The organism is Rheinheimera sp. (assembly GCF_037442345.1).
Classification (GTDB): Bacteria; Pseudomonadota; Gammaproteobacteria; order Enterobacterales; family Alteromonadaceae; genus Pararheinheimera.
This window is the reverse complement of the sequence record NZ_JBBIQL010000026.1, coordinates 24087-48909: the sequence shown is the minus strand read 5'-3', so window position 1 is coordinate 48909 and position 24823 is coordinate 24087. Positions and strand designations below refer to the sequence as shown.

At 53.2% G+C, this 24823-nt stretch carries 22 protein-coding genes; 18 read left to right on the top strand and 4 right to left on the bottom strand.

Translation table 11 applies throughout. The annotated features are described in order from the left end of the window. Positions 1 to 2: 2 nt before the first annotated feature. The gene (secF, locus tag WKJ04_RS15455) at positions 3 to 938 is read left to right on the top strand and encodes a protein translocase subunit SecF (RefSeq protein WP_337881229.1); all 936 of its coding nucleotides are present in this window, start codon (positions 3 to 5) and stop codon (positions 936 to 938) included. Between the two features lie 351 nt (positions 939 to 1289). After that, complete coding sequence (locus tag WKJ04_RS15450; protein ID WP_337881228.1) at positions 1290 to 2534, top strand: malic enzyme-like NAD(P)-binding protein; 1245 nt, start codon at positions 1290 to 1292, stop codon at positions 2532 to 2534. A gap of 86 nt (positions 2535 to 2620) precedes the next feature. On the opposite strand, the gene metJ is transcribed toward WKJ04_RS15450, so the two are convergent. Continuing rightward, the gene (metJ, locus tag WKJ04_RS15445; protein ID WP_337842186.1) at positions 2621 to 2956 is read right to left on the bottom strand and encodes a met regulon transcriptional regulator MetJ; all 336 of its coding nucleotides are present in this window, start codon (positions 2954 to 2956) and stop codon (positions 2621 to 2623) included. Between the two features lie 189 nt (positions 2957 to 3145). On the opposite strand from metJ, the gene metB reads away from it, so the two are divergent. The 10 genes from metB to argH all read left to right on the top strand — a co-directional run bounded on the left by metB (position 3146) and on the right by argH (position 15798). Beyond that, positions 3146 to 4408: a cystathionine gamma-synthase gene (gene metB / locus WKJ04_RS15440; RefSeq protein ID WP_337881227.1), complete on the top strand. Its 1263-nt coding sequence runs from the start codon at positions 3146 to 3148 to the stop codon at positions 4406 to 4408. Positions 4409 to 4412: 4 nt separating this feature from the next. Continuing rightward, positions 4413 to 6776 (top strand): bifunctional aspartate kinase/homoserine dehydrogenase II, encoded by a 2364-nt coding sequence (metL, locus tag WKJ04_RS15435; RefSeq protein ID WP_337881226.1) that lies wholly within the window; start codon positions 4413 to 4415, stop codon positions 6774 to 6776. A 7-nt stretch (positions 6777 to 6783) separates the two neighbouring features. Beyond that, the gene (gene metF, locus WKJ04_RS15430) at positions 6784 to 7686 is read left to right on the top strand and encodes a methylenetetrahydrofolate reductase (protein WP_337881225.1); all 903 of its coding nucleotides are present in this window, start codon (positions 6784 to 6786) and stop codon (positions 7684 to 7686) included. A gap of 65 nt (positions 7687 to 7751) precedes the next feature. Continuing rightward, positions 7752 to 8273 carry an RNA 2',3'-cyclic phosphodiesterase gene (gene thpR / locus WKJ04_RS15425; RefSeq protein WP_337881224.1) on the top strand — a complete coding sequence of 174 codons (522 nt, stop codon included), beginning with the start codon at positions 7752 to 7754 and terminating at the stop codon, positions 8271 to 8273. 71 nt (positions 8274 to 8344) lie between these two features. Further along, on the top strand, positions 8345 to 10099 hold the full coding sequence (gene dauA / locus WKJ04_RS15420) for a C4-dicarboxylic acid transporter DauA (protein WP_337881223.1): 1755 nt from the start codon (positions 8345 to 8347) through the stop codon (positions 10097 to 10099). Between the two features lie 219 nt (positions 10100 to 10318). Beyond that, entirely contained in the window at positions 10319 to 11350 is a 1032-nt protein-coding gene (gene argC / locus WKJ04_RS15415; protein ID WP_337881222.1) for an N-acetyl-gamma-glutamyl-phosphate reductase, read from the top strand. Beyond that, positions 11343 to 12110 (top strand): acetylglutamate kinase, encoded by a 768-nt coding sequence (argB, locus tag WKJ04_RS15410; protein ID WP_337881221.1) that lies wholly within the window; start codon positions 11343 to 11345, stop codon positions 12108 to 12110. Before argC ends, argB begins: the two co-directional genes overlap by 8 nt. 77 nt (positions 12111 to 12187) lie before the next feature. Continuing rightward, positions 12188 to 13102 carry an ornithine carbamoyltransferase gene (locus WKJ04_RS15405; RefSeq protein WP_337881220.1) on the top strand — a complete coding sequence of 305 codons (915 nt, stop codon included), beginning with the start codon at positions 12188 to 12190 and terminating at the stop codon, positions 13100 to 13102. 8 nt (positions 13103 to 13110) lie between these two features. Continuing rightward, entirely contained in the window at positions 13111 to 14316 is a 1206-nt protein-coding gene (locus WKJ04_RS15400; protein WP_337881219.1) for an argininosuccinate synthase, read from the top strand. Positions 14317 to 14412: 96 nt separating this feature from the next. Further along, positions 14413 to 15798 carry an argininosuccinate lyase gene (argH, locus tag WKJ04_RS15395; RefSeq protein ID WP_337881218.1) on the top strand — a complete coding sequence of 462 codons (1386 nt, stop codon included), beginning with the start codon at positions 14413 to 14415 and terminating at the stop codon, positions 15796 to 15798. Here the strand turns inward: argH and WKJ04_RS15390 are convergent. From WKJ04_RS15390 to WKJ04_RS15380, 3 genes are read right to left on the bottom strand one after another with little or no spacing between them, the layout of a single operon-like run. Then, positions 15795 to 16151 (bottom strand): DUF1428 domain-containing protein, encoded by a 357-nt coding sequence (locus WKJ04_RS15390; RefSeq protein WP_337881217.1) that lies wholly within the window; start codon positions 16149 to 16151, stop codon positions 15795 to 15797. The genes argH and WKJ04_RS15390 overlap by 4 nt on opposite strands. Then, positions 16151 to 16810 (bottom strand): transporter substrate-binding domain-containing protein, encoded by a 660-nt coding sequence (locus tag WKJ04_RS15385; protein WP_337881216.1) that lies wholly within the window; start codon positions 16808 to 16810, stop codon positions 16151 to 16153. Before WKJ04_RS15385 ends, WKJ04_RS15390 begins: the two co-directional genes overlap by 1 nt. Positions 16811 to 16867: 57 nt before the next feature. Beyond that, positions 16868 to 19498, bottom strand: a complete 2631-nt coding sequence (locus WKJ04_RS15380) for a PBP1A family penicillin-binding protein (RefSeq protein ID WP_337881215.1) — start codon at positions 19496 to 19498, stop codon at positions 16868 to 16870. 140 nt (positions 19499 to 19638) lie between these two features. On the opposite strand from WKJ04_RS15380, the gene pilM reads away from it, so the two are divergent. The 6 genes from pilM to aroK all read left to right on the top strand — a co-directional run bounded on the left by pilM (position 19639) and on the right by aroK (position 24809). Then, positions 19639 to 20715 carry a type IV pilus assembly protein PilM gene (pilM, locus tag WKJ04_RS15375; RefSeq protein ID WP_337881214.1) on the top strand — a complete coding sequence of 359 codons (1077 nt, stop codon included), beginning with the start codon at positions 19639 to 19641 and terminating at the stop codon, positions 20713 to 20715. Next, on the top strand, positions 20703 to 21314 hold the full coding sequence (locus WKJ04_RS15370; protein WP_337881213.1) for a PilN domain-containing protein: 612 nt from the start codon (positions 20703 to 20705) through the stop codon (positions 21312 to 21314). Before pilM ends, WKJ04_RS15370 begins: the two co-directional genes overlap by 13 nt. After that, positions 21311 to 21946 carry a type 4a pilus biogenesis protein PilO gene (locus WKJ04_RS15365; RefSeq protein WP_337842170.1) on the top strand — a complete coding sequence of 212 codons (636 nt, stop codon included), beginning with the start codon at positions 21311 to 21313 and terminating at the stop codon, positions 21944 to 21946. Before WKJ04_RS15370 ends, WKJ04_RS15365 begins: the two co-directional genes overlap by 4 nt. After that, positions 21943 to 22497, top strand: coding sequence for a pilus assembly protein PilP (locus tag WKJ04_RS15360; RefSeq protein ID WP_337881212.1), 555 nt, complete (start codon positions 21943 to 21945; stop codon positions 22495 to 22497). The genes WKJ04_RS15365 and WKJ04_RS15360 overlap by 4 nt, the downstream gene beginning before the upstream one ends. Beyond that, on the top strand, positions 22494 to 24146 hold the full coding sequence (locus WKJ04_RS15355; RefSeq protein WP_337881211.1) for a type IV pilus secretin PilQ family protein: 1653 nt from the start codon (positions 22494 to 22496) through the stop codon (positions 24144 to 24146). Before WKJ04_RS15360 ends, WKJ04_RS15355 begins: the two co-directional genes overlap by 4 nt. 144 nt (positions 24147 to 24290) lie before the next feature. Continuing rightward, positions 24291 to 24809 carry a shikimate kinase AroK gene (aroK, locus tag WKJ04_RS15350; protein WP_337842167.1) on the top strand — a complete coding sequence of 173 codons (519 nt, stop codon included), beginning with the start codon at positions 24291 to 24293 and terminating at the stop codon, positions 24807 to 24809. Positions 24810 to 24823: the final 14 nt, after the last annotated feature.

Sequence of the window (24823 nt, the reverse complement as noted above, 5' to 3'; positions counted from 1 at the left end):
TCATGCAAATTTTAAATTTTAAAGAGCCGTTAAATTTTATGAAGCTGAAGTGGCCAGCCATGACGCTGTCCATTCTGCTGATCCTGGGCTCGCTGTTCAGTGTCTTTACCAAAGGCATTAACTTCGGCCTGGATTTTACCGGCGGTATAGTAGTGGAACTGGGGTTTGAGCAGCAGGCGGATCTGAATAAAATCCGCAGTGCTTTATCTCAGAATGGCTTCCCTGATGCAGTGGTGCAGTACTTTGGCACCAGTACGGATGTGATGATCCGTATTACGCCTCGTGAGGATCAGGCTCAGGTTGGCGCGCAAATTCTGCAGGCGGTGCAAACCGTCGAGCAGGGCACTGTCACTCAACGTCGGGTGGATGTGGTAGGGTCTGCGGTCGGTGACGAACTGAAAGAAGACGGTATGCTGGCGCTGCTCGCCGCTTTTATCGGCATTATGATGTATGTGGCTTTTCGTTTTGAATGGCGCTACTCAGTCGGTGCGGTCATGGCCTTGGTGCATGATGTGATCATCACTTTGGGGATGTTCTCCATCACAGGTATGGAATTCGACCTGACGGTGCTGGCTGCTTTGTTGGCGTTGGTGGGGTACTCCATTAACGACACCATAGTGGTATTTGACCGCATTCGCGAAATGTTCCGTAAGTTACGGGATTCCACAGTGGAAGAAACAGTCAATGAAGCTATCACTTCCACCTTAGGCCGCACCGTCATTACCTCAGGTACCACAGCCTTGTCGCTGGTCGCGTTGTTTTTCCTCGGTGGTCCGCTGTTGACCGGTTTCTCTGCGGCCTTGCTGTTTGGTATTGCCATTGGTACTTACTCATCCATTTTTGTCGCAAGCTCTATTGCGGTGATACTGGGAGCCAGCCGTGAAGACTTGCTGCCGGAAGTGATTGAGAAAGAGGGTGAAAATACACCGTCTCTGTAAATTTATCTGAGAAGAAACCGGGCTTATGCCCGGTTTCTTTTTTTTGGGGCCCCGCTGGCTTTCGGAATTTCCATTATTTTCTGGCTGTGCAGTTCGACTTCTTTCTGACTGCTCCGACCTGCTGCTTGGCGTTAGTTGCAAAACTTGTTATAACCAATAGTGGCTCTGTGATCGTTCTGTTTTGTCCGCGTCGGGTGGATCACTGGTACGATCTGAAAATTTCCGATACTAAAGTTGCATGGCGCTCTTTAGAATGAGGCACCTTTTCGGCCGGCACCACAAGCCGTAACTACCAATAAAAAAATCTATAGCCCACAGGGCAACCCTATAAAAAAGCAGGAACCTCTTACCATGTCAGACCTACGCGAACAGGCGCTGAAGTATCACGCCGAGCCCAGACCGGGCAAAATATCTATTGAGATCAGCAAACCGGCTGAAACCGTGAAAGACCTGGCGCTGGCGTACAGCCCTGGTGTGGCTGAGCCGGTGCGGGAAATTGCCGACAACATCGACAATGTGTACAAGTACACCGCCAAAGGCAATCTGGTGGCGGTTATTTCCAACGGCACCGCCATTCTGGGGCTGGGCAATCTGGGGCCTATGGCGTCTAAACCGGTGATGGAAGGCAAAGCCTTGTTGTTTAAACGTTTTGCCGGGTTGGACTCCATCGACATTGAAGTCAGCCATAAAACCACAGAAGACTTTATTACCACAGTGGCCAATATTGCCGACACCTTTGGTGGCATTAATCTGGAAGATATTAAGTCACCAGAATGCTTTGAAATTGAAAAAGAGCTGATTAAACGCTGCAACATTCCGGTGTTTCATGATGACCAGCACGGCACCGCTATTGTGACTGCCGCAGGTTTACTCAATGCACTGGAAATTCAGGGCAAAGACATCCGCAAAGTGGTGATTGTCTGTATGGGGGCTGGTGCTGCGGCTATTGCCTGCATGGAGCTGTTGGTTAAATGTGGGGCACGGCGTGAGCATATTTACATGCTTGACACCAAAGGGGTGATCCACAGCCGCCGCGATGATCTGAATCAGTACAAAAAGTTGTTTGCCAACAACACCGACAAACGCACTCTGGAAGAGGCGATGGAGGGGGCTGATGTCTTTGTTGGGGTGTCTGGACCAGACGCTTTACCGCCTGAAGCGGTGAAGCTGATGGCGGATAAGCCGGTGATTTTTGCCTGTTCCAACCCGGACCCGGAAATTAAACCTGAGCTGGCCCAGGCCCAGCGTTCAGACCTGATTATGGCGACAGGCCGCTCGGACTACCCGAACCAGGTGAATAACGTCTTGTGTTTCCCCTTTATTTTCCGCGGGGCTTTGGATGTGCGGGCCAGGGTGATTAACGATGAAATGAAAATAGCTGCTGTGCATGCCATCCGTGCTATTGCCAAAGAGCCAGTGCCTCAGGCGGTGCTGGAGGCAGCGCAGGTCAGTCATCTGGAATTTGGCCCCGGTTATATTATTCCGAAGCCAATGGACCCGCGTTTATTGCAGCGGGTGGCCAGAGCAGTGGCCGAAGCTGCAGTCGCTTCTGGAGTGGCGCGTTTGCCATTACCGGATAACTATCTGCAGGTTTAACCCTCTGTCAGAAACCAAAAACCCGCTGTAAGGCGGGTTTTTGCTGTGTAATCTGTAGTACGTGGTTCAGACTGAATCTTGTTGGATTATTCTTCGTCTGTTTCGGCTTCCTGAATTTCAGGAATAGGTTTGCCCATACTGACCAGGATATCACGGACTTCCTGTGGGATCTGATGGGGGTTGTCTTTGCGTAAATCTTCATCTGCCGGCAGTGGCTGTCCGGTAAAGGCGTGTAAAAACGCTTCACAGAGCAATTCACTGTTGGTGGCATGCCGCAGGTTATTCACCTGACGACGGGTGCGCTCGTCAGTGAGCACCTTCAGTACATTCAGCGGTATTGATACGGTAATCTTTTTCACCTGCTCAGATTTTTTACCGTGCTCCGCATAAGGGTGAATGTATTCACCATTCCACTTTGCCATAGGGTTACCTTGAAATTATCAATTGAGGAGTCGCCGGGCTGTTGCCTGGCGCAAGGCCGCAAATTTTACTTCTTATTGCTGCACACTACAAACCTTGTACAGTAATTCATCATACAGACGTCTAAATGTTTTGACATCTTATTTTTGGGATGTATACTTTTAGACGTCTAAACATCTAAAGGTCTTGTTATGAGCCAGCGTCATTCAGCCACTATTGCAGCACGAGCCGGTATAGCGCAGGACCCGGCTTTTGGCGCTGTGACCCCACCTTTGTACCTGACTTCCACTTATGAGTTAAAGGCCTTTAAGCAGCCTGGTCAGTACGATTATTCCCGCTCCAACAACCCAACCCGGGATTTACTGGGGGAAACCCTGGCGGAGCTGGAAGGCGGTGCCAAAGGCCTGGTCACCAATACAGGCATGTCGGCCTGTTTACTGGCGCTGCAACTGATAGGCCCGGACGATACGCTGGTGATCCCCCACGATTGTTACGGTGGCAGTTACCGCTTGTTTTTTAATCTGGCCAGCCGCAAGCGCGCATTCAAACTGAAAGTGGTGAACTTTCAGCTGGATAGCTGGCAGCAGGAGATCCGCGCTGTGAGGCCAGCCATGATTTGGCTGGAAACGCCAAGCAATCCGTTACTGCAAATCACGGATATTAAAGCTGTCGTAGCGCTTGCCAACGAATTCAAAGCCAAAGTGGTGGTAGACAACACCTTTTTGTCGCCTGTATTGCAAAAGCCGCTGGATTTGGGCGCCGATATTGTGGTGCACAGCACCACCAAATTTATCAATGGCCACAGTGACATAGTGGGCGGCGCACTGATTGCTAAAGAGCAAAGCATCGGCGATGAGTTGAAGTGGTGGGCTAATTGCCTGGGCGTGACCGCAGGTGCATTTGATTCTTACCAAACCTTACGTGGCCTGCGTACTCTATTACCGCGCATTAAACAGCATCAGCACAACGCAGCCTTAGTTGCAGAGTTTCTGCAGCAGCAGCCGCTGGTCAGCAAAGTGTATTACCCAGGTTTGCCAGAGCACCCGGGCCATGCCATTGCCAAAGCCCAGCAATTTGGTTTTGGCTCCATGCTGAGTTTTGACTTGGCGGCAGACGAGGCCTTATTGCCGGTATTTTTCAGTGCGCTGAAGTACTTTACGCTGGCGCAGTCACTGGGGGGAATTGAGAGCCTGATTTGCCACCCGGGCAGCATGACCCATGCGTCTTTGGATGCGGCCACCCAAAAAGCGGCGGGTATAGGGCCGACCTTAATCCGCTTGTCGGTCGGCATTGAAGATGCCGCTGAGCTGATTGCCGATTTGGCACAAGGTTTTGCCGCAGTGCAGCAGCAGTTAACTGCGCAGACGCCCTCGAATGTAGCTCAACAGTCTGTGCAGGCGCAGGGCCCTGACGCCCAGTTTCGATTAAACCCGGCTTTGACGGCATTATGGTGAGTTTATGAGTTTGGTAGTCCATAAATTTGGTGGCAGCAGTCTGGCAAGCGCAGAACGTTTTGCTGCTGTGGCCGATATTTTACAGAAGGAACTTGAGGCCTGGGTGGTGGTGTCGGCCCCCGGTGATACCACGGACGAATTGCTGGCGCTGATTGACAGCCGCGAGCAGCCGGAAGTGTTTTTGCAGTTGCAAACCGGGTTGCAGCACAAACTGCAGTTGCTGGCTCGCCGTACTCTGGCTGAACCTGAAGAGATAATGGCCCTGGTGAGCAGCTGGGTTGCTGAAATCCCCGGTTTTCTGGCGGCGCAGCAACTGAATGATGTGCTTGCCATTGGTGAGCGCTTTTCCAGCCAGCTGTTGGCTGCATTACTGAACGAACGTGGGCTTCGCAGTCAGGCGCTGGATGCCCGTGATTTTCTGCGGCTGGATGGTTCGGCAGTGGACTGGCATTTGTCTGCGCAGTTGCTGGAACCCTTGAAGCAAACCGGCCTGAATGTGGTGACGGGTTACATTGCCCGTACTATCGAGGGGCAAAGCGTTACGTTGGGGCGCAATGGCAGCGATTATTCCGCCACTATTCTGGGGCGTCTGCTGCACGCCAGTGCTATCCATATCTGGACAGATGTCGATGCGATTTACAGCGCAGACCCGCGTAAAGTGCCGTCAGCCCGCGCCTATAAACAAGTGCCCTGGCAGCAGGCGTTAACGCTGGCGGCTTTAGGCAACCCGGTGTTGCATGCGAAAACCTTAAGCCCGCTGCTGGATGCGCCAGCAGATTTAGTGGTGCGCAGCAGCTTTAACCCAGAGCATCCGGGTTGTAAGGTCAGCCAGCAAAGCGCCATTGAAGTGCAGTTTTTAACCGACATTCAGCAGGCGGCTGTGGTCAGCTTGCCCGCCCATTGTGCGCTGAATGCCGCAGATTTAGCCGCACAGTTGCAACAACCTGTGATTGCCGCACCAGGCAAGGCTCAGCAATGGCTGGTGCCTGCAGCTGTGGTCGACCCCTTGTTAAGCATTCTGGCCAGCCAGAATGTATTCGCCCGGGTCAGTCCACAGCTCTATCATCTGGTCGCCTGGGTAAAACCAGCCGCCCGCCGGCAAAAGCAGGTCAGTACCCAGGCGCAGCAGTGGTTGCAACGTCAGGCGCCTGCCGCGGTATTTAATGATGAACAACTGGCGGTCTGGTTATTTGAGCAACCGCTGACGTCGCTGGAACTGACCGAGCTGCATCAGGCCCTGTTGCCGTCAGTGGTGCAACTGAACCTGGTGGTGGCCGGTACCGGCAATGTCGGCTCCGAGTTTTTGCAGCTGCTGCAGCGTCAGCAGCAGGCGCTTGCGGGACAGATTGAACTGAACCTGGCGGGTTTACTGAATTCGCGGCAGGCCTTGTTTGCAGAGAGTCTGAGTCTGGATGACTGGGCCGCTCAGCTGCAGCAGGCTCCGCTTTATACGGAGCACAGCCTGCAGTTGGCCCTGCAGGAACTGGCCGAACCAAAAGTTCTGATAGACCTGACGCCGAGCCGCGCTTTTGCCGAGCGTTATCCGCAATTTATTCAGGCGGGTTTTGACCTGATCAGTGCCAACAAACAAGGTGTGACTCTGCCGCTTGCGCAGTTCCAGTACATTAAGCAACTGGCGGCGCAGCAGCAGGTGCAGTGGCTGAGTAACACCACTGTGGGTGCGGGGTTGCCGGTGCAGCGTTTGTTGCAGGAACTGCGCAGCAGTGGGGACACAGTGCATGCCGTCAGTGGTATTTTTTCCGGCACTTTGTCCTGGTTGTTGGCCAAATTTGATGGTTCAGTGCCGTTCTCAGCCTTGCTGAAACAAGCACAGCAACTGGGGTTTACCGAGCCGGACCCGCGGGATGATTTGTCCGGCAAAGACGTCCAGCGCAAATTACTGGTACTGGCACGGGAGCTGGATTTACCGCTGGAGCTGGAACAGATTGCACTGGAACCTTTATTACCTGCTGTGCTGGCTGAAGGTTCTGTGGAACAGTTCTGGCAGCAGGCTGAAGTGCTGGACCATGCCTTTGCGCCTGTACTGACCGAAGCACAACAACAAGGCAAAGTGCTGCGTTATGTCGCGGAGCTGAAAATAGAGCAGGGCAAGGCAAAGGCGCAGGTACGGCTGGTGTCTGTGGCGCCTGATCATCCTCTGGCCGCTATTATTCCTTGTGATAATGTGTTTGTAATTGAAAGCCACTGGTACCAGCAGAATCCCTTGGTGCTCAAAGGCCCGGGCGCGGGGCGTCAGGTGACGGCCGGCGGTGTGCATGCCGATTTAGCCTTGTTGGCCAAACAAAAAATAGCCGCGGCCAAAGCCGCTCAACACAGTCAGGCGCAGGCTGCAGCCTGGGTAAAGTGAGAATTTTATGTCTTTTGTCAGCGCACAGTATTTAGAGTCCATCAACCGTAACCTGCAGGATGTGCAGGGTAAGGTGAATGTCAGTTTTGAGTTTTTTCCGCCGAAGACCGAACAGCTGGAACAAACGCTGTGGAAGTCGATTGAGCGGCTGGCGCCGCTGGCTCCCTCTTTTGTTTCCGTGACTTATGGGGCGAATTCCGGCGAACGTGACCGCACCCATGAAATTATTAAGTCCATTAAACAGCGTACCGGGCTGATTGCGGCGCCGCACTTAACCTGTGTCGACGCCAGCCGCGCTGAGCTTGAAGCCATTGCGCGTGACTACTGGAACAATGGTATTCGGCATCTGGTTGCACTGCGAGGCGATTTGCCGCCTGGCACCACGGAAAAGCCAGCCTTGTACGCGGCTGATCTGGTGGAAATTCTGCGCTCAGTGGCGGACTTTGACATCTCGGTTGCGGCTTATCCGGAAGTGCATCCGGAATCCCCCAATGCCCAATTTGATTTGTTAAATTTAAAACGCAAAGTGGACGCCGGGGCGTCGCGCGCTATTACTCAGTTTTTCTTTGAACCGGAAAAATACCTGCGTTACCGTGATCGCTGTGCCGCCGTCGGCATTGATGTGGAAATTGTGCCGGGTATTCTGCCAGTCACCAACTTCAAGCAATTGCAGAAGTTTGCCGCCATGACCAATGTGGCTATTCCATCCTGGATGCATAAAGCTTATGAAGGGCTGGACAAAGACGAAACCACCCGCAATCTGGTGGCTGCTAACATTGCGATGGACATGGTGAAGGTATTAAGCCGTGAAGGTGTGAACTGCTTCCATTTCTACACCTTAAACCGCAGCGAACTGACCTACGCCATTTGCCATTTGCTGGGGGTGCGGCCTGAGGTTGCTGTAGAGTAAACTGCGCTCTGCGTGCATACTAAGCCCACTGAACAGGAGCAAAATCCGAATCTTGGTGTTTTGGTATGCAGCGTTGTTTTTTCAGTCTGAGTTTTAGTCCGGCCCAGCAACAGCAACTGGCGGCCTGCCAGCCGGTGGCACAATACCCGGATGCCTTGTGGCACCCGCCTGCCAATTTGCACCTGACTCTGGTGTTTCTGGGGCAACAGAGTGAAGAAACCCAACAGCAGCTATGGCAGGACGCCTTGCCGCTGCTACAGCGCACACCGGCTTTTGAGCTCTGCTTTGATCATCTGGCGCAATTTCATCAGGCCAGAGTGTTGTTTTTAGGATTGCAGTCCGGGGTTCCTGCCTTAATGGACCTGCAGGCGGGGCTGTCTGCGCTTTGCCAGCCGGTGCTGACCGGTCCTCAACCGGAACAGTTTTTGCCTCACGTCACCCTGGCCCGCAAAATCCGGCCAGAATTCAGTTATCGCCAGAGCGCCGGCCCTGTGACAGTGCAGTGCACTGACGTGGGCTTTTACCATTCGGTCAGCACTTTGTCTGGGGTGCGTTACCTGTGTAAACAACGTCAGACTTTGGTCTAACACCTTGCTCTGAAACAAAAAATTTATTGGCCCTCTCTGTTACACTCAAGCTATTGATTCAGGGAGGGCACATGTCACATCGTTCTTATCTGTTTTCGCTGCGTATGGGGCATGCCTTAAGAGAAAGCCTGTCCGATGGCTATCGGCTGTGGCACCTGAAGCAAGACCTGCTGGCAGGGGTCACGGTCGGTATTATTGCAATCCCGCTGGCGATGGCATTGGCGATCGCATCCGGAGTGCCTCCGCAATACGGCCTCTACACTGCGGTCGTGGCAGGTTTTTTCATTGCCCTCTGTGGCGGTTCACGTTACAGCATCAGCGGCCCTACAGCGGCTTTTGTGGTTGTGCTGTATCCTGTGGCTCAACACTATGGGCTGGCCGGGTTATTGTTGGCCACCCTATTGTCCGGGTTTATTCTCATACTGATGGCTGTGGTGCGTTTAGGCCGTTTTATCGAATATATTCCGGAGGCGGTGACGCTGGGCTTTACCTGCGGCATTGCGATTGTGATTGCCACTTTGCAGCTTAATGATGTGTTGGGCCTGGGGCTGGCCTCGATGCCAGAACACTACCTGGAAAAAATTCAGCTGCTGTCCACGGCCTTACCTGAATTGCAGTGGCCGTCGTTACTGGTCGCGCTGACCACACTGGCGGTGATGCTGTGGTGGCCAAAGTTGGGTTGGCCTGTTCCGCCGCATTTGCCTGCATTGGCTGTGGCGACCTTTCTCGGCATTGCGTTGCAGCAGTTTGGTTTTAGTCTGGACAGCATTGGCTCGCGTTTCAGTTATGTGCTGCCAGATGGTTCGAGCGGTTTTGGTATCCCCTCACAATTACCTCAATTGCAGTGGCCCTGGCTGCAGTCCGGGCCGGACGGGCAGCCGTTAAAGTGGAGCACACAAATGGCCAAAGACTTGCTGGCAGCCGCCTTTGCGATGGCGATGCTTGGGGCCATTGAATCTCTGCTGTGCGCTGTGGTTTTGGATGGTATGACGGGCAAACGTCACAGTGCCAACAGCGAATTGTTAGGGCAGGGCATTGGGAATCTGGTCACGCCTTTTTTTGGTGGTTTTACGGCGACTGCAGCCATTGCCCGCTCGGCAGCCAATGTGCGCTCTGGTGCTCAGTCGCCGGTAGCGGCCATGGTTCATGCGATGACAGTATTGCTGGCCTTGGTGCTGCTGGCCCCCGTACTGGCATACTTGCCGATGGCCGCTATGGCGGCCTTGCTGCTGGTGGTCGCCTGGAATATGAGTGAAGCGCCTAAAGCTGTCCATCTGTTAAAAACGGCGCCAACGGAGGACATCTGGATCTTCAGCATTTGCTGTGGCTGCACCGTGCTCTTTGATATGGTGGTGGCCATTAGTCTGGGTATGGTGATAGCCGCTTTTTTATTCATCAAACAAGTGGCCGATATGACCCGGGTTGCCGATATCAGTCATCACCGCAAACTCATCAGTCACACAGTGCCTGCAGGCTGGAAAGTGTTCCGCATCAGTGGCCCGTTATTTTTTGCCGCCGCTGACCGGGTCTTTGGTGAGTTGTCACAAAAACTGAAAGGTCAGCAGGGCGCCATTCTGATGATGGATGCAGTCACGCTGATGGATGCAGGTGGGTTGTCTGCCTTTGAAAAATTAATCAGTCTGGCGGAAAAACAAAAGGTGCATTTGCTGGTGACGGACTTGCAGTTTCAGCCGCTCAAAACGCTGGCAAAAGCAGGCATTCAGCCGGTACCTGGTATTTTGAGTTTTTATTCAGCACTTGCAGACGCGTTACTGCAGTTGCCTGGGACTGGGCCACTGGCAGACCAACAAAACGAGGGACGGTAAAACAGGGCTTTTCACTTTAGTCTGCCACGGATCTGGTCTAAGCTGTGCCCAACCTTGGGTTGTTGCGGGCAAGAAAGCGAAAATGAATTTTTTAAAAATAAAAATTCATAAATTCAGCATAAAAATTCTTGAATATGCATGTCGAACCCTCTACACTGGCCTCACTTTTTCGGGCGTGGCCTTATTTTTTTGTTTTAAGTCGCGGAGATTTCGCTGTTTATGACGACTTTATCTGTTTCAGGCAAACTCAAAGCTGCAGTACTGGGTGCGGCAGGTTACAGTGGTGCAGAGCTCGCGGTGATGCTGTCACGCCACCCACATTTTGAACTGAGTTATGCTTTTGCGTCCGCAGGCCGCGCGGCAGAACCGTTTTCTAAACTCTACCCACGGTACCAGTCGGTACTGGATATTCAGGTGGAACCCTGGACAGATGACAGGGCCGAAACCCTGGATGCAGACGTTGTTTTTCTGGCGTTACCCCATGAAGTCAGCGAAGCCGTCACGCCGTTACTGCTGGCTAAAGGCATGGCGGTATTCGATTTATCCGGTGCTTTCCGGCTGAAAGATCCGGCTTTGTATCCGAAGTATTATGGCTATGAGCACCTGCATACCGACTTACTGCAACAGGCCGTGTATTCATTGGTGGAATGGCTGGATCAGCCACTGCCACAGCTGGTATCCGTGCCTGGCTGTTACCCAACCGCCTGTTCATTGGCACTGCTGCCGGTACTCAGGGCCGGTTTAGTGGCTGATGACTGTATTCCGGTGATTAATGCCACCAGTGGTGTGTCCGGTGCAGGCCGTAAAGCGGCGCTGACGACCTCCTTTTGTGAAGTGGGTCTGAATGCCTATGGTTTCTTTAAGCACCGCCACCGTCCTGAGATTGAGCAGAACCTGGGCCGCAAAGTGGTGTTTACCCCGCATCTGGGTAACTTCAAACGCGGCATTCTGGCCACTTCTGTAGTGACTTTAAAGCCAGGCGTCCATGCTGAGCAGGTCAAAGCTGCCTTTGAAAACGCTTATGGCACTAAGCCGTTGGTGCGTCTGGTCAGTCATTCTCCCAATGTGGCCGATGTGGCGGGTACCCCTTATTGTGATATTCACTGGCAACAAGACGGTGAGCAGCTGGTGGTCGTGTCGGCCATTGATAATCTGCTTAAAGGGGCGGCCGCTCAGGCACTGCAGGCGGCCAACCTGAAGTTTGGCTTTGCTGAAACTGCAGGTTTATTCGCCGGAGTGCCTCATGAGTAAGGTTTATGTCTTAAAAATGGGTGGCCGCTTATTGCAGGATCAGGCGGCGTTGGATGCGTTATTGGCTGTTTGTGCGCAATTAAAGCAAAAACACCCGCTGGTGCTGGTGCACGGTGGTGGCGATCAGGTGGACCAATGGCTGGCCAAATTTGGTTTTACCACCGAAAAAATTGATGGTCAGCGGGTATCGCCTGCTGAACAAATGCCGGTGATTACCGGCGCCCTGGATGGTGCTGTCAATGCGGAAATGGTCAGTCGTGCCACAGTGGCGGGTTTAAAGCCAGTCGGTTTGAATCTGGCTGCCGGTGGCAGCTTAAGCTTTGACGTGAATACCAAACTGGGGGCCGTAGGCATTGCAAAGCCCAATGACGGCACCTTGGTGAACAGCTTGTTGGCCCAGGGCTTTACGCCTGTGTTCAGCTCCATTGGGATTGGCCAGCAAGGCCAGTTACTGAATGTGAACGCTGATATCGCGGCGGCGGCTATTTGCCAGCTGGTGCAGGGGCAGCTCATTCTGCTGACGGACGTCCCCGGTATTCTGGATGCGCAGATGCAATTGATCCCAACCTTAACCGCTCAGGCAGCGCAAGCGCTGGTGCAAAGCGGTGTGATTAAAGGTGGCATGAAAGTCAAGCTGGATGCGGCTTTGGAAACTGCGGCCGCACTGAAAAGCACCATTATTGTGGCAGGCTGGCAGGACCCGGATAATTTATTAAAACTGATGCGGAACGAGCCGGTCGGCACCTGCATTCAGTATTAATGGTTGTATAAACAGACGCCGGAGCATTGGGCTCTGGCCTTTAAAAAGGAAAGCGCCTAGCGCATAAAGTGTGATTTATGAGTAAATTAACCCAGCTGCTGTGCATAGCTGATTTAAGTCAGAACCAGGTGACCCACCTGCTGGATTTAGCCCTCGAAATTAAACGTGACCCAGACCGATTCTCTAGCGCCTTAAAAGGCCGCAGTATTGCACTGCTGTTTGAGAAACCTTCACTGCGTACCCGTGTCAGCTTCGACGTCGGCATCCACAAACTCGGTGGTCATTCGGTCTATCTGGATCAGCAAAATGGCGCTTTGGGTGTACGGGAGTCGGTGGAAGATTTTGGCAGCAACCTGGCTTGCTGGACTGACGCCATAGTGGCCCGGGTTTATTCACAAAAAACATTAGTGCAACTGGCGCAAAGCAGTAAAAAGCCGGTGATTAATGCGCTGAGCGATTTGTATCACCCCTGCCAGGCGTTGGCCGATTTATTGACCTTAAAAGAGCATTATGGCGACTTGTCCAAAGTGCATCTGGCTTTTGTTGGCGATGGCAATAATGTCTGCCATTCGCTGATGCTGGGGGCGGCCATTTTAGGTATGACACTGACGGTGGTCACGCCGCAGGGCTTTGGTCCGGATGCCCATGTGCTGCTCAAAGCCCAGGCGCTGGCGGAACAAAGTGGCGCTAAACTGACGCTGAGTCAGCATGTGTCGGCCGCCGCAGGGGCCGATGCCATCTACACGGACACCTGGCTGTCGATGGGGGGCCGGGCCGACCCGGCGTTCATTGAACAGCTGTTTGCGCCTTACCAGATCAATACGGCTGTGATGCAACGCCTGGCCGTGAAACATTTTATGCACTGCCTGCCAGCTCACCGCGGCCAGGAAGTGACCAGCGAAGTGCTGGACAGCGACTGTTCGCTGGTACTGCAGCAGGCGGAAAACCGTATGCATGCACAAAACGCGGTGTTAGTCAGTTTATTCAGTTGAGGTTGAAGATGAGTATCAAAAAAGTTGTGCTGGCCTATTCAGGTGGTTTGGATACCTCGGCCATTGTGCCTTGGTTAAAAGAAAACTATGACTGTGAGGTGATTGCTTTTGTCGCCAACGTGGGTCAGGGCGATGAAGAACTGGCCGGTGTGGAAGAAAAAGCCATTAAATCCGGTGCCAGCAGCTGCTACGTGGTGGATTTACGCGAAGAGCTGATCAAAGAAGTGATCTACCCCACACTGAAAACCGGCGCCGTGTACGAAGGCCAGTACCTGTTAGGGACTTCCATGGCCCGCCCGGTGATCGCCCGTGCCCAGGTAAAACTGGCGCTGGAACTGGGCGCGGATGCGCTTTGTCACGGCTGTACCGGCAAAGGCAATGACCAGGTGCGTTTTGAAGGTGCTTTTGCTGCGTTGGCTCCGCATTTAAAAGTCATAGCGCCCTGGCGTGAGTGGAGCTTTAACTCCCGTCAGTCATTGCTGAACTATCTGGCTGAGAAGAATATTCCGACTACAGCGTCTGCCACCAAAATTTACAGCCGCGACGCCAACTTATGGCACATCTCGCACGAAGGCGGTGAGATTGAAAACCCGTGGAATGAACCTTCTGACCAAATCTGGATGTGGACCAAGTCGCCAGAGCAGGCGCCGGACAAAGCAGAATACATTCAGCTGAGTTTCGAAAAAGGTGAGCTGACTAAGCTCAACGGCGACGTGGTGGAGCCGGTAAAAGCCATTGAACTGTTGAACGCCATTGGTTCAGAGCATGGCGTCGGCCGTATCGATATTGTGGAAAACCGTTTAGTGGGCATGAAATCCCGTGGCTGTTACGAAACCCCGGGCGGCACCATTTTAGTGGCGGCATTGCGTGCTTTGGAGTCCCTGGTGTATGACCGCACCTCACTGAAATACCGGGAAGAAGTGGGTCTGGAATTTGCCCAACTGGTGTATGACGGCCGTTGGTTCACGCCACTGAAAGACGCTCTGTTAGCGGCGGCGACGTCGCTGGCGGATCAACTGACAGGTGACATTGTGGTAAAACTGTACAAAGGCAACGTGACTGTGACACAGCGCCGTTCCAGCAACAGCCTGTACTCGGAAGCTTTTGCCACGTTCGAAGGGGACGAAGTGTACAACCAGAAAGACGCCGCCGGTTTTATCCGCCTGTACAGTCTGGCCAGCCGGATCCGTGCCTTAAAAGGCAGCATTGATTAACAGACGGCATTCTGTATAGCGACAGTGTCGCGTAGTCTGACTGCAGGGCCGGTTTTAGTCCGGCCCTTTTTTATGAATTCTCAGAGGGTAACAACCATGGCAATGTGGGGTGGACGTTTTACCGAAGCCAGTCTGGCTGAGTTCCGTGATTTTAACGACTCCTTAAGTTTCGATTATCAGCTGGCGCAGCAGGATATTGCTGCCTCGCGGGCCTGGGCTACCGGTTTGCTGGAAGCCGGCATTATCACGGCCGATGAAGCCGACCAACTGGACCATGCCCTGGCCGATTTAACGCTGGCGCTGGAGTCGAATCCTAAGTTGCCACTGGAAACGCAGGAAGAAGATATTCACAGTTGGGTGGAAAGCCAACTGCAGGCCAAAATTGGGGTGGTGGCGAAAAAGCTGCACACGGGCCGTAGCCGTAATGATTTGGTGGCCACTGATTTACGCCTCTGGACCAAGCTGAGCAGCCAGCAGGTGCGGACTTTGCTGGTCGGTGCCATTGGCTCACTGATTCAGTTTGCCGACCGTTTCCAGAACGCTGTCATGCCAGGTTTTACTCACCTGCAACGCGCCCAACCCGTGCTGGTCAGCCACTGGGCTTTGGCCTATGTGGAAATGTTTAAACGGGATTTAAGCCGTCTGGATGATGCGCTGGAGCGGCTGGATGTTTGTCCATTGGGCTGTGGCGCCCTGGCAGGAACCGGCATTGCAATTGACCGTCATGCGCTTGCCCAACGGCTGGGGTTTCAAAGCGCTGCACTGAACAGCCTGGACGCTGTGTCCGACCGGGATTATGTGGTGGAGGTTTCGGCCGCCGCATCGATTTGCATGACCCATTTATCGCGTTTATCGGAAGATGTGATTTTCTTCTGCTCCGGTGAAGCGGGCTTCTTCAAACTGGGGGATGCGATAAGCTCCGGTTCGTCCTTGATGCCGCAGAAGAAAAACCCCGATGTGTTTGAATTACTGCGTGGTAAAACCGGCCGTGTGCTGGGTCATCTGGTGGCTATTCTGCATACCTTAAAAGGCCTGCCGCTGGCCTACAACAAAGATATGCAGGAAGACAAACAGGGCTTTTTCGACCTGATAGCCACCTGGCAACAATGTTTGCTGGTGTTGTCCACAGTGTTGCCACATTTGTCGGTCAACCTGGAGCGTTGCCGTGAAGCCGCTGAGCTGGGGTACAGCAATGCGACTGATCTGGCGGATTACCTTGTCGGTAAAGGCATTGCCTTCCGTGATGCCCATGAAATCTCAGGGGAGCTGGTGTTGCTGGCGTCCCGTGAGAAAAAAGCACTGGAAGCGTTGAGTCTGACGCAAATGCAGCAGCTGTGCCCACTGATCAGCGACGATGTGTATCCGGCGCTGACCATTGAAGCTGGTCTGGCGAAACGGGGGGCTTTAGGCGGAACCTGTCCTCAACGGGTCGCCGAGGCGTTGGCGGCTGCCAAAGTCTGGTTTGAAAAGTTGTCAGCCTAAGCTTTGACCAGTAGACGAAAGCCGCCGTACGCCATACGGCGGCAATCAAATACCGGATCGTCCTTGTCCATCATCTGGTGCACCCTGGGGTCTGCCATCACCTTTTCGTTAACCTCGTCTCTGTGCGCTTTGTCGCGGTAACTGATCCAGCTGAAGACCACTGTTTCTTCTGAGCTGCAGCCTGCTTTATTCAGAAAACTGTCCACGCCGTCAATAGTCATGTCGTCCCCGACCGTTTCGACATACTCCAAAGCACCGTATTCTTTCCAGATCAACGCCGCTTCTGCAGCAATTGTTTTGTATTCATCCAGCCTGTGGCTGGCAATTGGAATTAAAAAACCGTCGACATACATTAGTTTTCTCCTGGATTAAACTGAGGTAAACAACCTTGGATCGCCTGATTCAGCGCAGGCAAAAAAGCCGTGTTGGCTCTTTTGCTGAGGTAAAAGCCACCTGCGACTTTATTGAACTCAAGGCGGGAGTAACGCTGCTTGCGCTGAGCCTGCAGACTAAGAAAGGTTTCTTCCGGAATTAACGCCAGATCAGCCCGTCCGGCATCCAACATATCCAGCTGAGTGCGAAAGTCCTCCACCAGCACGAGCTTCACGAAGCCACGCTCTTTGAGCTGCTCGGCCTGCAACGAACCCCGTTTGACGACAATGCTCTTTTCTGGGGTCGGTGTGGGGCTGGATGCCTTACTCAGCCACAGATTGCGCACGTAAAACAGCCTTTCACTGGCAATAGCGTAGGTTTCTCGTTCGGCTGAAAAAATAGCAGGGTAGACCAGATCCAAATCGCCGGACGCAAGGGAATGAAAGAGTCGGGTTGTTGGGTAAGATTGCCAGGACCAGTGCAGATTGGAGCGCTGTTCAATGCAATAAAGTAATTGAGAGCGAAGGCTGTTGCCTGCTTTGCCTGGCAGCTCATCACTAAAGCCGGTCGGGTAGCCTGCTTTGAGTGTGGGGTGAGCGACCAGGTTGAAACTGAAACAGGCAAGAATAATCAGACGCATAACACCTCCGGTTTTGCTGAATTATAGCCAGCAAAACCGGAGCTTATGCGCCAGGTGTTAAAACAACTCGATTTCTTCCTGCGATTCTTTTGTTTCTGTCGGAACTGGAGACACGGCAGAGTTGGCGTAGGTTTTGGGTTCAGTACCCTGAATAAAATACTCGAAGGTGCTGCTGTTGTCGGTAGCCTGGGTGAGCAAGCCGGTGCTCAGGTCAATCCGCACCGAGCTGATCCCGACAGGTGGCGGGGTCAAGACTTGTGGTTTGCCTTCCAGTGCAAAACCAACAAACTCCTGCCAGGCAGGCAAGGCTGTTTTGGCACCAGATTCACTGCCCGCTGTCTGGTCTTTGCCCAGATTGCTGTTCCAGGCGGTTTTGCCTAACCGGCTCTCAGCATCGTCAAAACCTACCCAGGTGGTGACTACCAGCTCAGGTGAGAACCCGGAGAACCAAGCGTCTTTGACATCATTGGTGGTACCGGTTTTTCCCGATAAATCCTGACGTTTCAGCTCACGTAACCTGTGTGCAGTCCCTACCCAGCCGCGGCCACCCCAAATGGAGCTTTTCAGCGCGTCGGCCACCAGAAAGGCATTTTGCGCTGAGATCACCCTTGGTGCATAAGGGGCTTCCTGAGAGACGAAGTCAGGGATCTCGGTTGGACTCTGTGGTGCAGGGGCGGCAAACTGAGCTTCCAGCTGCGCCTCTGGATCGGCCGCAAGAGCGTCGGCTGCGGCCTGCTGCTGTGCTTCAGCTTGTTGCCGGGCCTGGATCACCGCCAGCTGGCCTGCTTTATCACGGGCTTCACACTCAGCACAGACAGCGACCGGCTGATGCTGATAAATCAGGTTGTTTTCATCATCCAGAATTTTGGTGATGAAATAAGGTTTCACCAGAAAGCCGCCGTTGGCAAAAGTGGCATAACCAGTGGCAAGTTCCAGCGGCGTCAGTGAGGCTGAACCTAAGGCCAGGGTTTCACTGTGTGGCAGGTCTTTTTCCCTGAAGCCAAATTTGGTCAGATGCTGGCGGGTTTTTTCTATACCCACAGTACGTAATAAGCGGATCGCGACCACGTTTTTCGATTTGGCCAGGGCTTCACGAATGCGGATAGGACCGTCGTACACTTCCGGTGAGTTTTTTGGTCGCCAGGCCTGATTGGCGCCTTCATCCCATTCGTGAATAGGGGCGTCATTCATTACCGTGGCCAGAGTCAGTTTATTGTCCAGCGCGGCAGAATAAATAAAAGGTTTGATGTTGGAACCGACCTGACGGTTGGCCTGAGTCGCGCGGTTAAACTGGGTCATCGCAAAGCTGTAACCACCGACCAAAGCCTGCAGCGCACCATCTTTCGGACTGATAGCGACCAGAGCGCTGCTGACATTGGGGATTTGGCCCAGACGCCAGCCAGATCCTGCGGGCCTCACCAGCACGTGCATCCCTGGCGCCAGCACTTCAGCCGCCGTTTTCGGCGCGTGGCTCTGACGGTCATGGCTGATAAACTTGCGTGCCCAGCTTAAACCATCCCAGTCAATCTGAATGGCGCGGCCGCCGGACAAAATAGCGCTGGCTTCACGGCCTGATACGGCGGTAATCACTGCAGGTGTCAAATCTTCCAGACCATCCTGTTCATCCAGATAAGCCAGGATTTCGGCGTCAGATAAACGCCCTTGCTCTGCAAACTGCACTGAACCATCGGCTTGAGGCTGAGCAGTGGCTTGCCACAGGGTGGCAACAGGGCCTCGGTAACCATGGCGCTCATCGTAACCAATAACGTTCTTTTGCACGGCTTCAACAGCTTTTGCCTGCAGTCGGGTGTCGACGGTTGTAAAAACCTGAAAGCCTTTGGAATAGGCTTCGTCTTCCCCGTATTTAGCGACCACTTCCTGACGCACCATTTCGGCGACATAAGGGGCCGACGCGGTGATTTGTGCGCCATGCAGCTTGGACACTATAGGTTCCGCAATGGCGGCTTCGTATTGTTCCTTGGTGATGTATTTTTCTGCCAGCATGCGGCCAAGCACTATATTACGGCGGGTGCGGGCCCGGCTGGGTGAGCGCACCGGGTTCAACACGGACGGAGCCTGGGGCAAACCAGCGATAATGGCCATTTCGGACAAGGTCAAATCCTGAATGTTTTTGCCAAAATACACTTGTGCGGCGGCACCCACACCAAAAGAGCGCTGACCCAACTCAATTTTATTCAGGTACAGTTCCAGAATTTCATCTTTGCTCAGTTGCTGTTCAATCCGGATGGCGAGGAAAATCTCTTTGATTTTACGCAGGATCTTTTTTTCCCTGCTAAGGAAAAACTCGCGGGCTACCTGTTGGGTAATGGTGCTGGCGCCCTGGCGGGCTTCCCCGCTTAATGCAACGACAGTGGCGGCGCGTAACATGCCTATCACATCAATGCCTGGGTGTTCATAAAAGCGGTTGTCTTCAGTGGCCAGTACCGCTTTGAGCAGCAAGTCCGGCATTTCTTCCAGTTTTAGCGGAATACGGCGTTTTTCACCAAACTGTGAAATCAGTTGCCCGTCCTGACTGAATACCCGCATCGGGGTCTGCAGCTTGACTTCTTTTAGCGTGGCAACACTGGGCAAATCGTCTTTGACATAAAGATAAGCGCCGGCGATCGTCAGAACGCCACACATCAGACCCGCCAGAATCAGCAGTGTTATTTTTTTAAACCAGGACATCAGAACCCTCTGTCAGGCCACTTCAGGGCACAACACTGAAATGGAATGTTTTTCAGCCAACTTGGCCGCTACTTTGGCAGAAACCTACTAAGCTCAGTTCACAAGTCCAGTTAAATCATTCACCTGTATCACCTGAACTTATGCTGAACCGGCTCTTTCCACCTAAAAAAAACCTGATGCTGGGCGTCGATATCGGTTCCCACAGCATCAAAGCCGTGCTGCTTAGTCAGCAAGCCGGGCATTATAAAGTAGAAGCCATTGCAATTGAACCTATGCCTGCAGATGTGATGATGGACAGAGATATCCGTGATATTGAAGCCGTCAGTCAGGTGCTCAGCCGGGTCCGTCGGCAGATTGATAAAACCGTGCGTTTTGTGGCGACAGCTGTATCCGGGGCTCAGGTGATCAGCAAAGTGATTTTGCTAAATGCGCAGCTGGATGATGCAGCCCTGGCGCGCCAGATTGAGCTGGATGCTGAAAGCCTGATCCCTTACCCCTTACATGAAGTCAGCCTGGATTTTGAAGTGCTGGGGCAGGACAGCAGAACAGGGCAAGCTCAGGTGTTGCTGACGGCAGCCCGCACTGTCACGGTGCAAAGCCGGGTCAGTGCTTTGGAGCAGGCCGGGTTTTTGACCAAAGTGGTGGATGTGGAAAGTGCCGCCTTAAGCAGGGCTGTTCCGCTTTGTTATGCCCAGTTGCCTGCCGACGCTATGGGGAAAAGGGTCGCGGTGCTGGATATAGGGGCCAGCCTGACGCTGCTGTGCATAGTGCAGGGGGAACAGCTGCTGTACAGCCGGGATCTGGCCTTCGGCGGCCAGCACTACACCAATGCGATCGCCAGCTTTTATGGCAAAACATCAGTTGAGGCCGAGCGGGCCAAACAGCTGGGGGATTTACCCCCCAGCGCCAGCTTTGAAGTCACAGCCCCTTTTCAAACCCAGTTGTTGCAACAGCTGCGCCGCGCTTTGCAAATGTACCTGACCACCAGCGGCAACGAACAGGTGGATTATATTTTGCTGTCCGGTGGTTCAGCCTGCTTGCCCGGACTGGCGCAATTGCTGGCTGATGAACTGGCCATTCATACGGTGCTGGCGGATCCGCTGGGTCAGATGCACTGGGGGCCTGCTGCAGACAAAGGGCGTTATGCACAGCACAGCTGTGCCTTGTTGATCGCCTGTGGCCTGGCTTTACGGGGGTTCTCATCATGTCATTTGTAAACCTGCTGCCCTGGCGGGAAGCGGCCCGTAAACAGCGTCAATTGAAGTATTTGCAGCAACTGGGCCAGGTGGCGTTGCTGACCTTTGGAGTAATGTTTCTGCTGATGTGGCTGGTGCAGGCGATGACGGCAGGTCAGCAAGTCAGAAACGGCCTGCTGGAGGCCGAAATTCAGCAGTTGGATAAAAAACTGTATGAAATCCGCTTACTGAACCAGAAGAAAAAAGATTTGGAACAGCGACTGGCACTGATTGAACAACTGCAGCAAAGACGCAACCTGGGGACCCAGATCTTTGATCAGATTGCTCAAACTGTGCCTGATGGGGTGTTTCTGACCGGCATGGACAAAAAAGCCAATCAGCTGTTACTGACCGGCCGCAGTGAATCCAATAACAGGCTGTCCACCTTGCTGCGGCAGGTGGAGCAGTCCAGTTTATTTCGCCAGCCACTGCTGGAGTTTATTCAGGCCGATGTGGAAGACCAACGTGGTTTGAGCGATTTCAAAATGCATATGCTGATCCTGGGAGCCGAACCAGTGGCCCCACCGCCTGAAGCGCAGGGTAAGGGAAAAAAGGCGAAAAAAACCGGGGCTAAATCATGAATCTGAACCTGAATTTATCGGAACTGGATTTATCGGAGCTGGATTTCAGCAATATGGGTTCCTGGCCGAAAGCCGGTCGTATGGCGCTGGCTGCACTGTTGGCTCTGTTGGTGGTGATTGGCAGTTATTTATTTCTGGTTGACCCGGCGCTGAGCCTGTTACAGGCAGAGCAACAAAAAGAGCAGGAGCTCAGGCAAAGTTACCGCAGTAAATACAATCTGGCGGTGAATCTGCCTTTGTATCAGCAGCAGATGGAGCAGATGGAACAGATGCTGGCGGGGTTGCTGCAGCAGTTACCTGGCAGCCGGGAAACACCGGGCATGTTAGATGACATCACCTTTGCCGGCACTTCGGTGGGGTTAAGTTTTGTCCGTATTCACTGGATGCCGGAAATCGAAAAAGAATTTTACACCGAACTGCCGATCCAGATAGAGGTGCAGGGTGACTATCATCAGGTCGGGCGTTTTGTCAGTGCAGTGGCGGCTTTGCCCCGTATTGTCACTTTGCATGATTTTCAGTTGAAAACCACAGAAACTGCCGGGCTGAATTTTGCTGTGGTGGCCAGGACATACCGGTACAAAGAGCCTCAGGCGGCGCCTGCAACACCTGCTAAAAGCGGGGCAACTTTATGAAAACTCATATTTTGTGGCTGGGGTCTCTGCTGCTTGGCGGCTGTTTTGACAACAGCGACGATATCCGGCTTTTTATGCAGGAAGTGCAACAAAATGCAGTGGCCACAGTGCCTGCGCTGAAACCTGTAAATGCGTTTGAACACCAGCCTTACCAAAGTCATCTGGGTCGCAGCCCTTTTGTGATGCCAGAGCCTGCGCAGGGAGCTGTTGCGGCTACTGGCAGAGCGGGTTGTTTGCAGCCCGAGGCCGGACAGCCAAAGCAGCCGTTGGAGCTGGTAGCGCTGGATACCCTTTCCATGAAAGGTACCTTAGGTGCCAATGGTCTGCTGTGGGCCTTATTGCAGGATGCTGAGCAGAAATTGCACCGGGTGACAGTGGGGGACCGGCTGGGGCTGTTTTACGGCGAAATCCGTCAGGTGCGCCCGGATAAAGTGTTGATCGATGAATTGGTGCCTGATGGCTCCGGCTGCTTTATCCGGCGAAAAACAGAATTACAACTGGAGTTGCCGGCCACACCAACTGGCCAGCAACAGGGGGGGAGAGGAGCATGAACAGATGGATGGCCGCTATTGGGGTGTGCTGGACTATGGCTGCCGCCGCCCAGCCACAGAATCAGATCGAAGCCATAGATTTCCGCCGCACGGCTGAAGGGGAAGGCAAAGTGCTGGTTTCTCTGTCCAGTCCGGCTATTGCTGTTGATGTCAGTTCAGATGGTCAGCGGATCCAGCTGGATTTTCTGCAGACCCGGCTGCCGGATGAATTATTGTATCAACTGGATGTGCTGGATTTTGCCACTGTGGTGCAGGGCATCGAAACCTTCAGGCAGGACCAGAATGCCCGGCTGGTGATCAGCAATTTGTCGGAGGTAGACTACAGATACTATCAGCTGGACAGTAGCTTTGAGCTGATTGTGCAGAAAAAAGCAGAGCAGCAGGCTGTCGCTCCGGGCCCTTATGTTGGCAAGCCCATTTCGCTGAATTTTCAGGATGTGCCCGTGCGCACAGTGCTGCAGATCATTGCCGATTATACCGGCTTTAACCTGGTGACCAGTGACTCAGTGAGTGGCAATATTACGTTGCGACTCGATGGTACGCCTTGGGATCAGGCGCTGGATATGGTGCTCAAGGTGCGCGGGCTGGATAAACGTCTGGAAGGCAATATTCTGCTGATAGCCCCTTCGGAAGAGCTGGCGGCCAGGGAGGCCCGTGAGTTGCAGGCACAGCAACAGGTTGAACAGCTCGAACCTCTGACGTCAGAATTTCTGACTGTCAATTATGCCAAAGCGGCCGATTTGGCCGCGTTGCTGAACAACAAAGAGGCCACCTTGTTGTCGGAGCGGGGCAATGTCTCTGTCGACGAGCGTACCAACACCTTGTTGGTCAAAGACAACAGGCGCAGCATTGACAATATCCGGCGTCTGTTGCGCCGCCTCGACGTGCCGGTGAAACAGGTACTGATCGAATCCCGGATGGTGACTGTACGCGACAATGTGCGGGACGAAATTGGTATTCGCTGGGGCTTCAGTGATCAGCAAAACAATAAAGCCTGGTCCGGCAATGCCAGCGGCGCCAATGATTTAGCCGGAGGCACTGTGCCCTCATTGGGAGACAGATGGAATGTGAATTTACCTGTGGCCAATCCGGCGGGCAGCCTGGCCTTTCATGTCACCAAGTTTGCCGACGGCACTTTACTTGATCTGGAGTTATCTGCACTTGAGCAGGAAAACAAAGGCGAAATTATTGCCAGCCCCCGTATTACCACCGCCAATCAGAAAAAAGCCCGCATCGAGCAGGGCACTGAAATTCCATACCTGGAAGCTTCCAGCAGTGGTGCGACTACTGTGACCTTTAAAAAAGCGGTGTTAAGTCTGGAAGTGACACCACAAGTGACGCCGGACAATAAAATTATCCTGGATCTGGAGATCACCCAGGACACCAGGGGCGAGACGGTATCGACAGGCAATGGACCGGCCCAGGCTATTGATACTCAACGTATTCAAACCCAGGTGCTGGTCGATAATGGCGCCACTGTGGTGCTGGGGGGGATCTATCAGCAGCAGTACACCAACACGACCTCCAAGGTACCTGTGCTTGGTGATATTCCTGTGATGGGGCGTTTATTCCGGCGCAACAACGACTTTAATGAAAAAACCGAACTGTTGATTTTTGTCACCCCCAGAATACTGACTGAGCAACGCTGAGCTGGCCCCCATCACAGCCGGGGGCCGGCCAAAATTCGCTTGCCAAGCCAAAGCCATTGCTGACATAATTCACCGCTTCAAATTTTCGTGGGAGCTTTCGCGTCCTGATAATTAACCTTCAAAGTTAGCGCAGCAGCATTACGTATGGCAGAAAAACGCAATATCTTCCTTGTAGGCCCAATGGGTGCAGGTAAAAGTACAATTGGCCGTCATTTAGCAGAAATGCTTCATTTAGAATTCTACGACTCTGATCAGGAAATAGAACGCCGCACAGGTGCAGACATTGCCTGGGTATTCGATCTGGAAGGTGAAGAAGGATTCCGTGTCCGCGAAGAGAACGTGATTTCGGATCTGACCGAATTACAAGGCATTGTGCTGGCCACTGGTGGTGGTTCAGTGTTAAGCAAAGAAACACGTAACCGTTTGTCGGCACGTGGCATCGTGGTGTATCTGGAAACCCCGATCGAAAAACAAGTGGCCCGTACCCAAAGGGATAAACGCCGTCCATTATTGCAGACCAAAGAAGAACCACGCGAAGTGCTGGTGCGTCTGGCCGATGAACGTAATCCGCTGTACGAAGAAATCGCCGATTTCACGATCCGGACCGACGAGCAGAGTGCCCGTGCCGTGGCCAACCAGATTGTTGAACAACTGGGTTTTTAACGACGACTACTGAC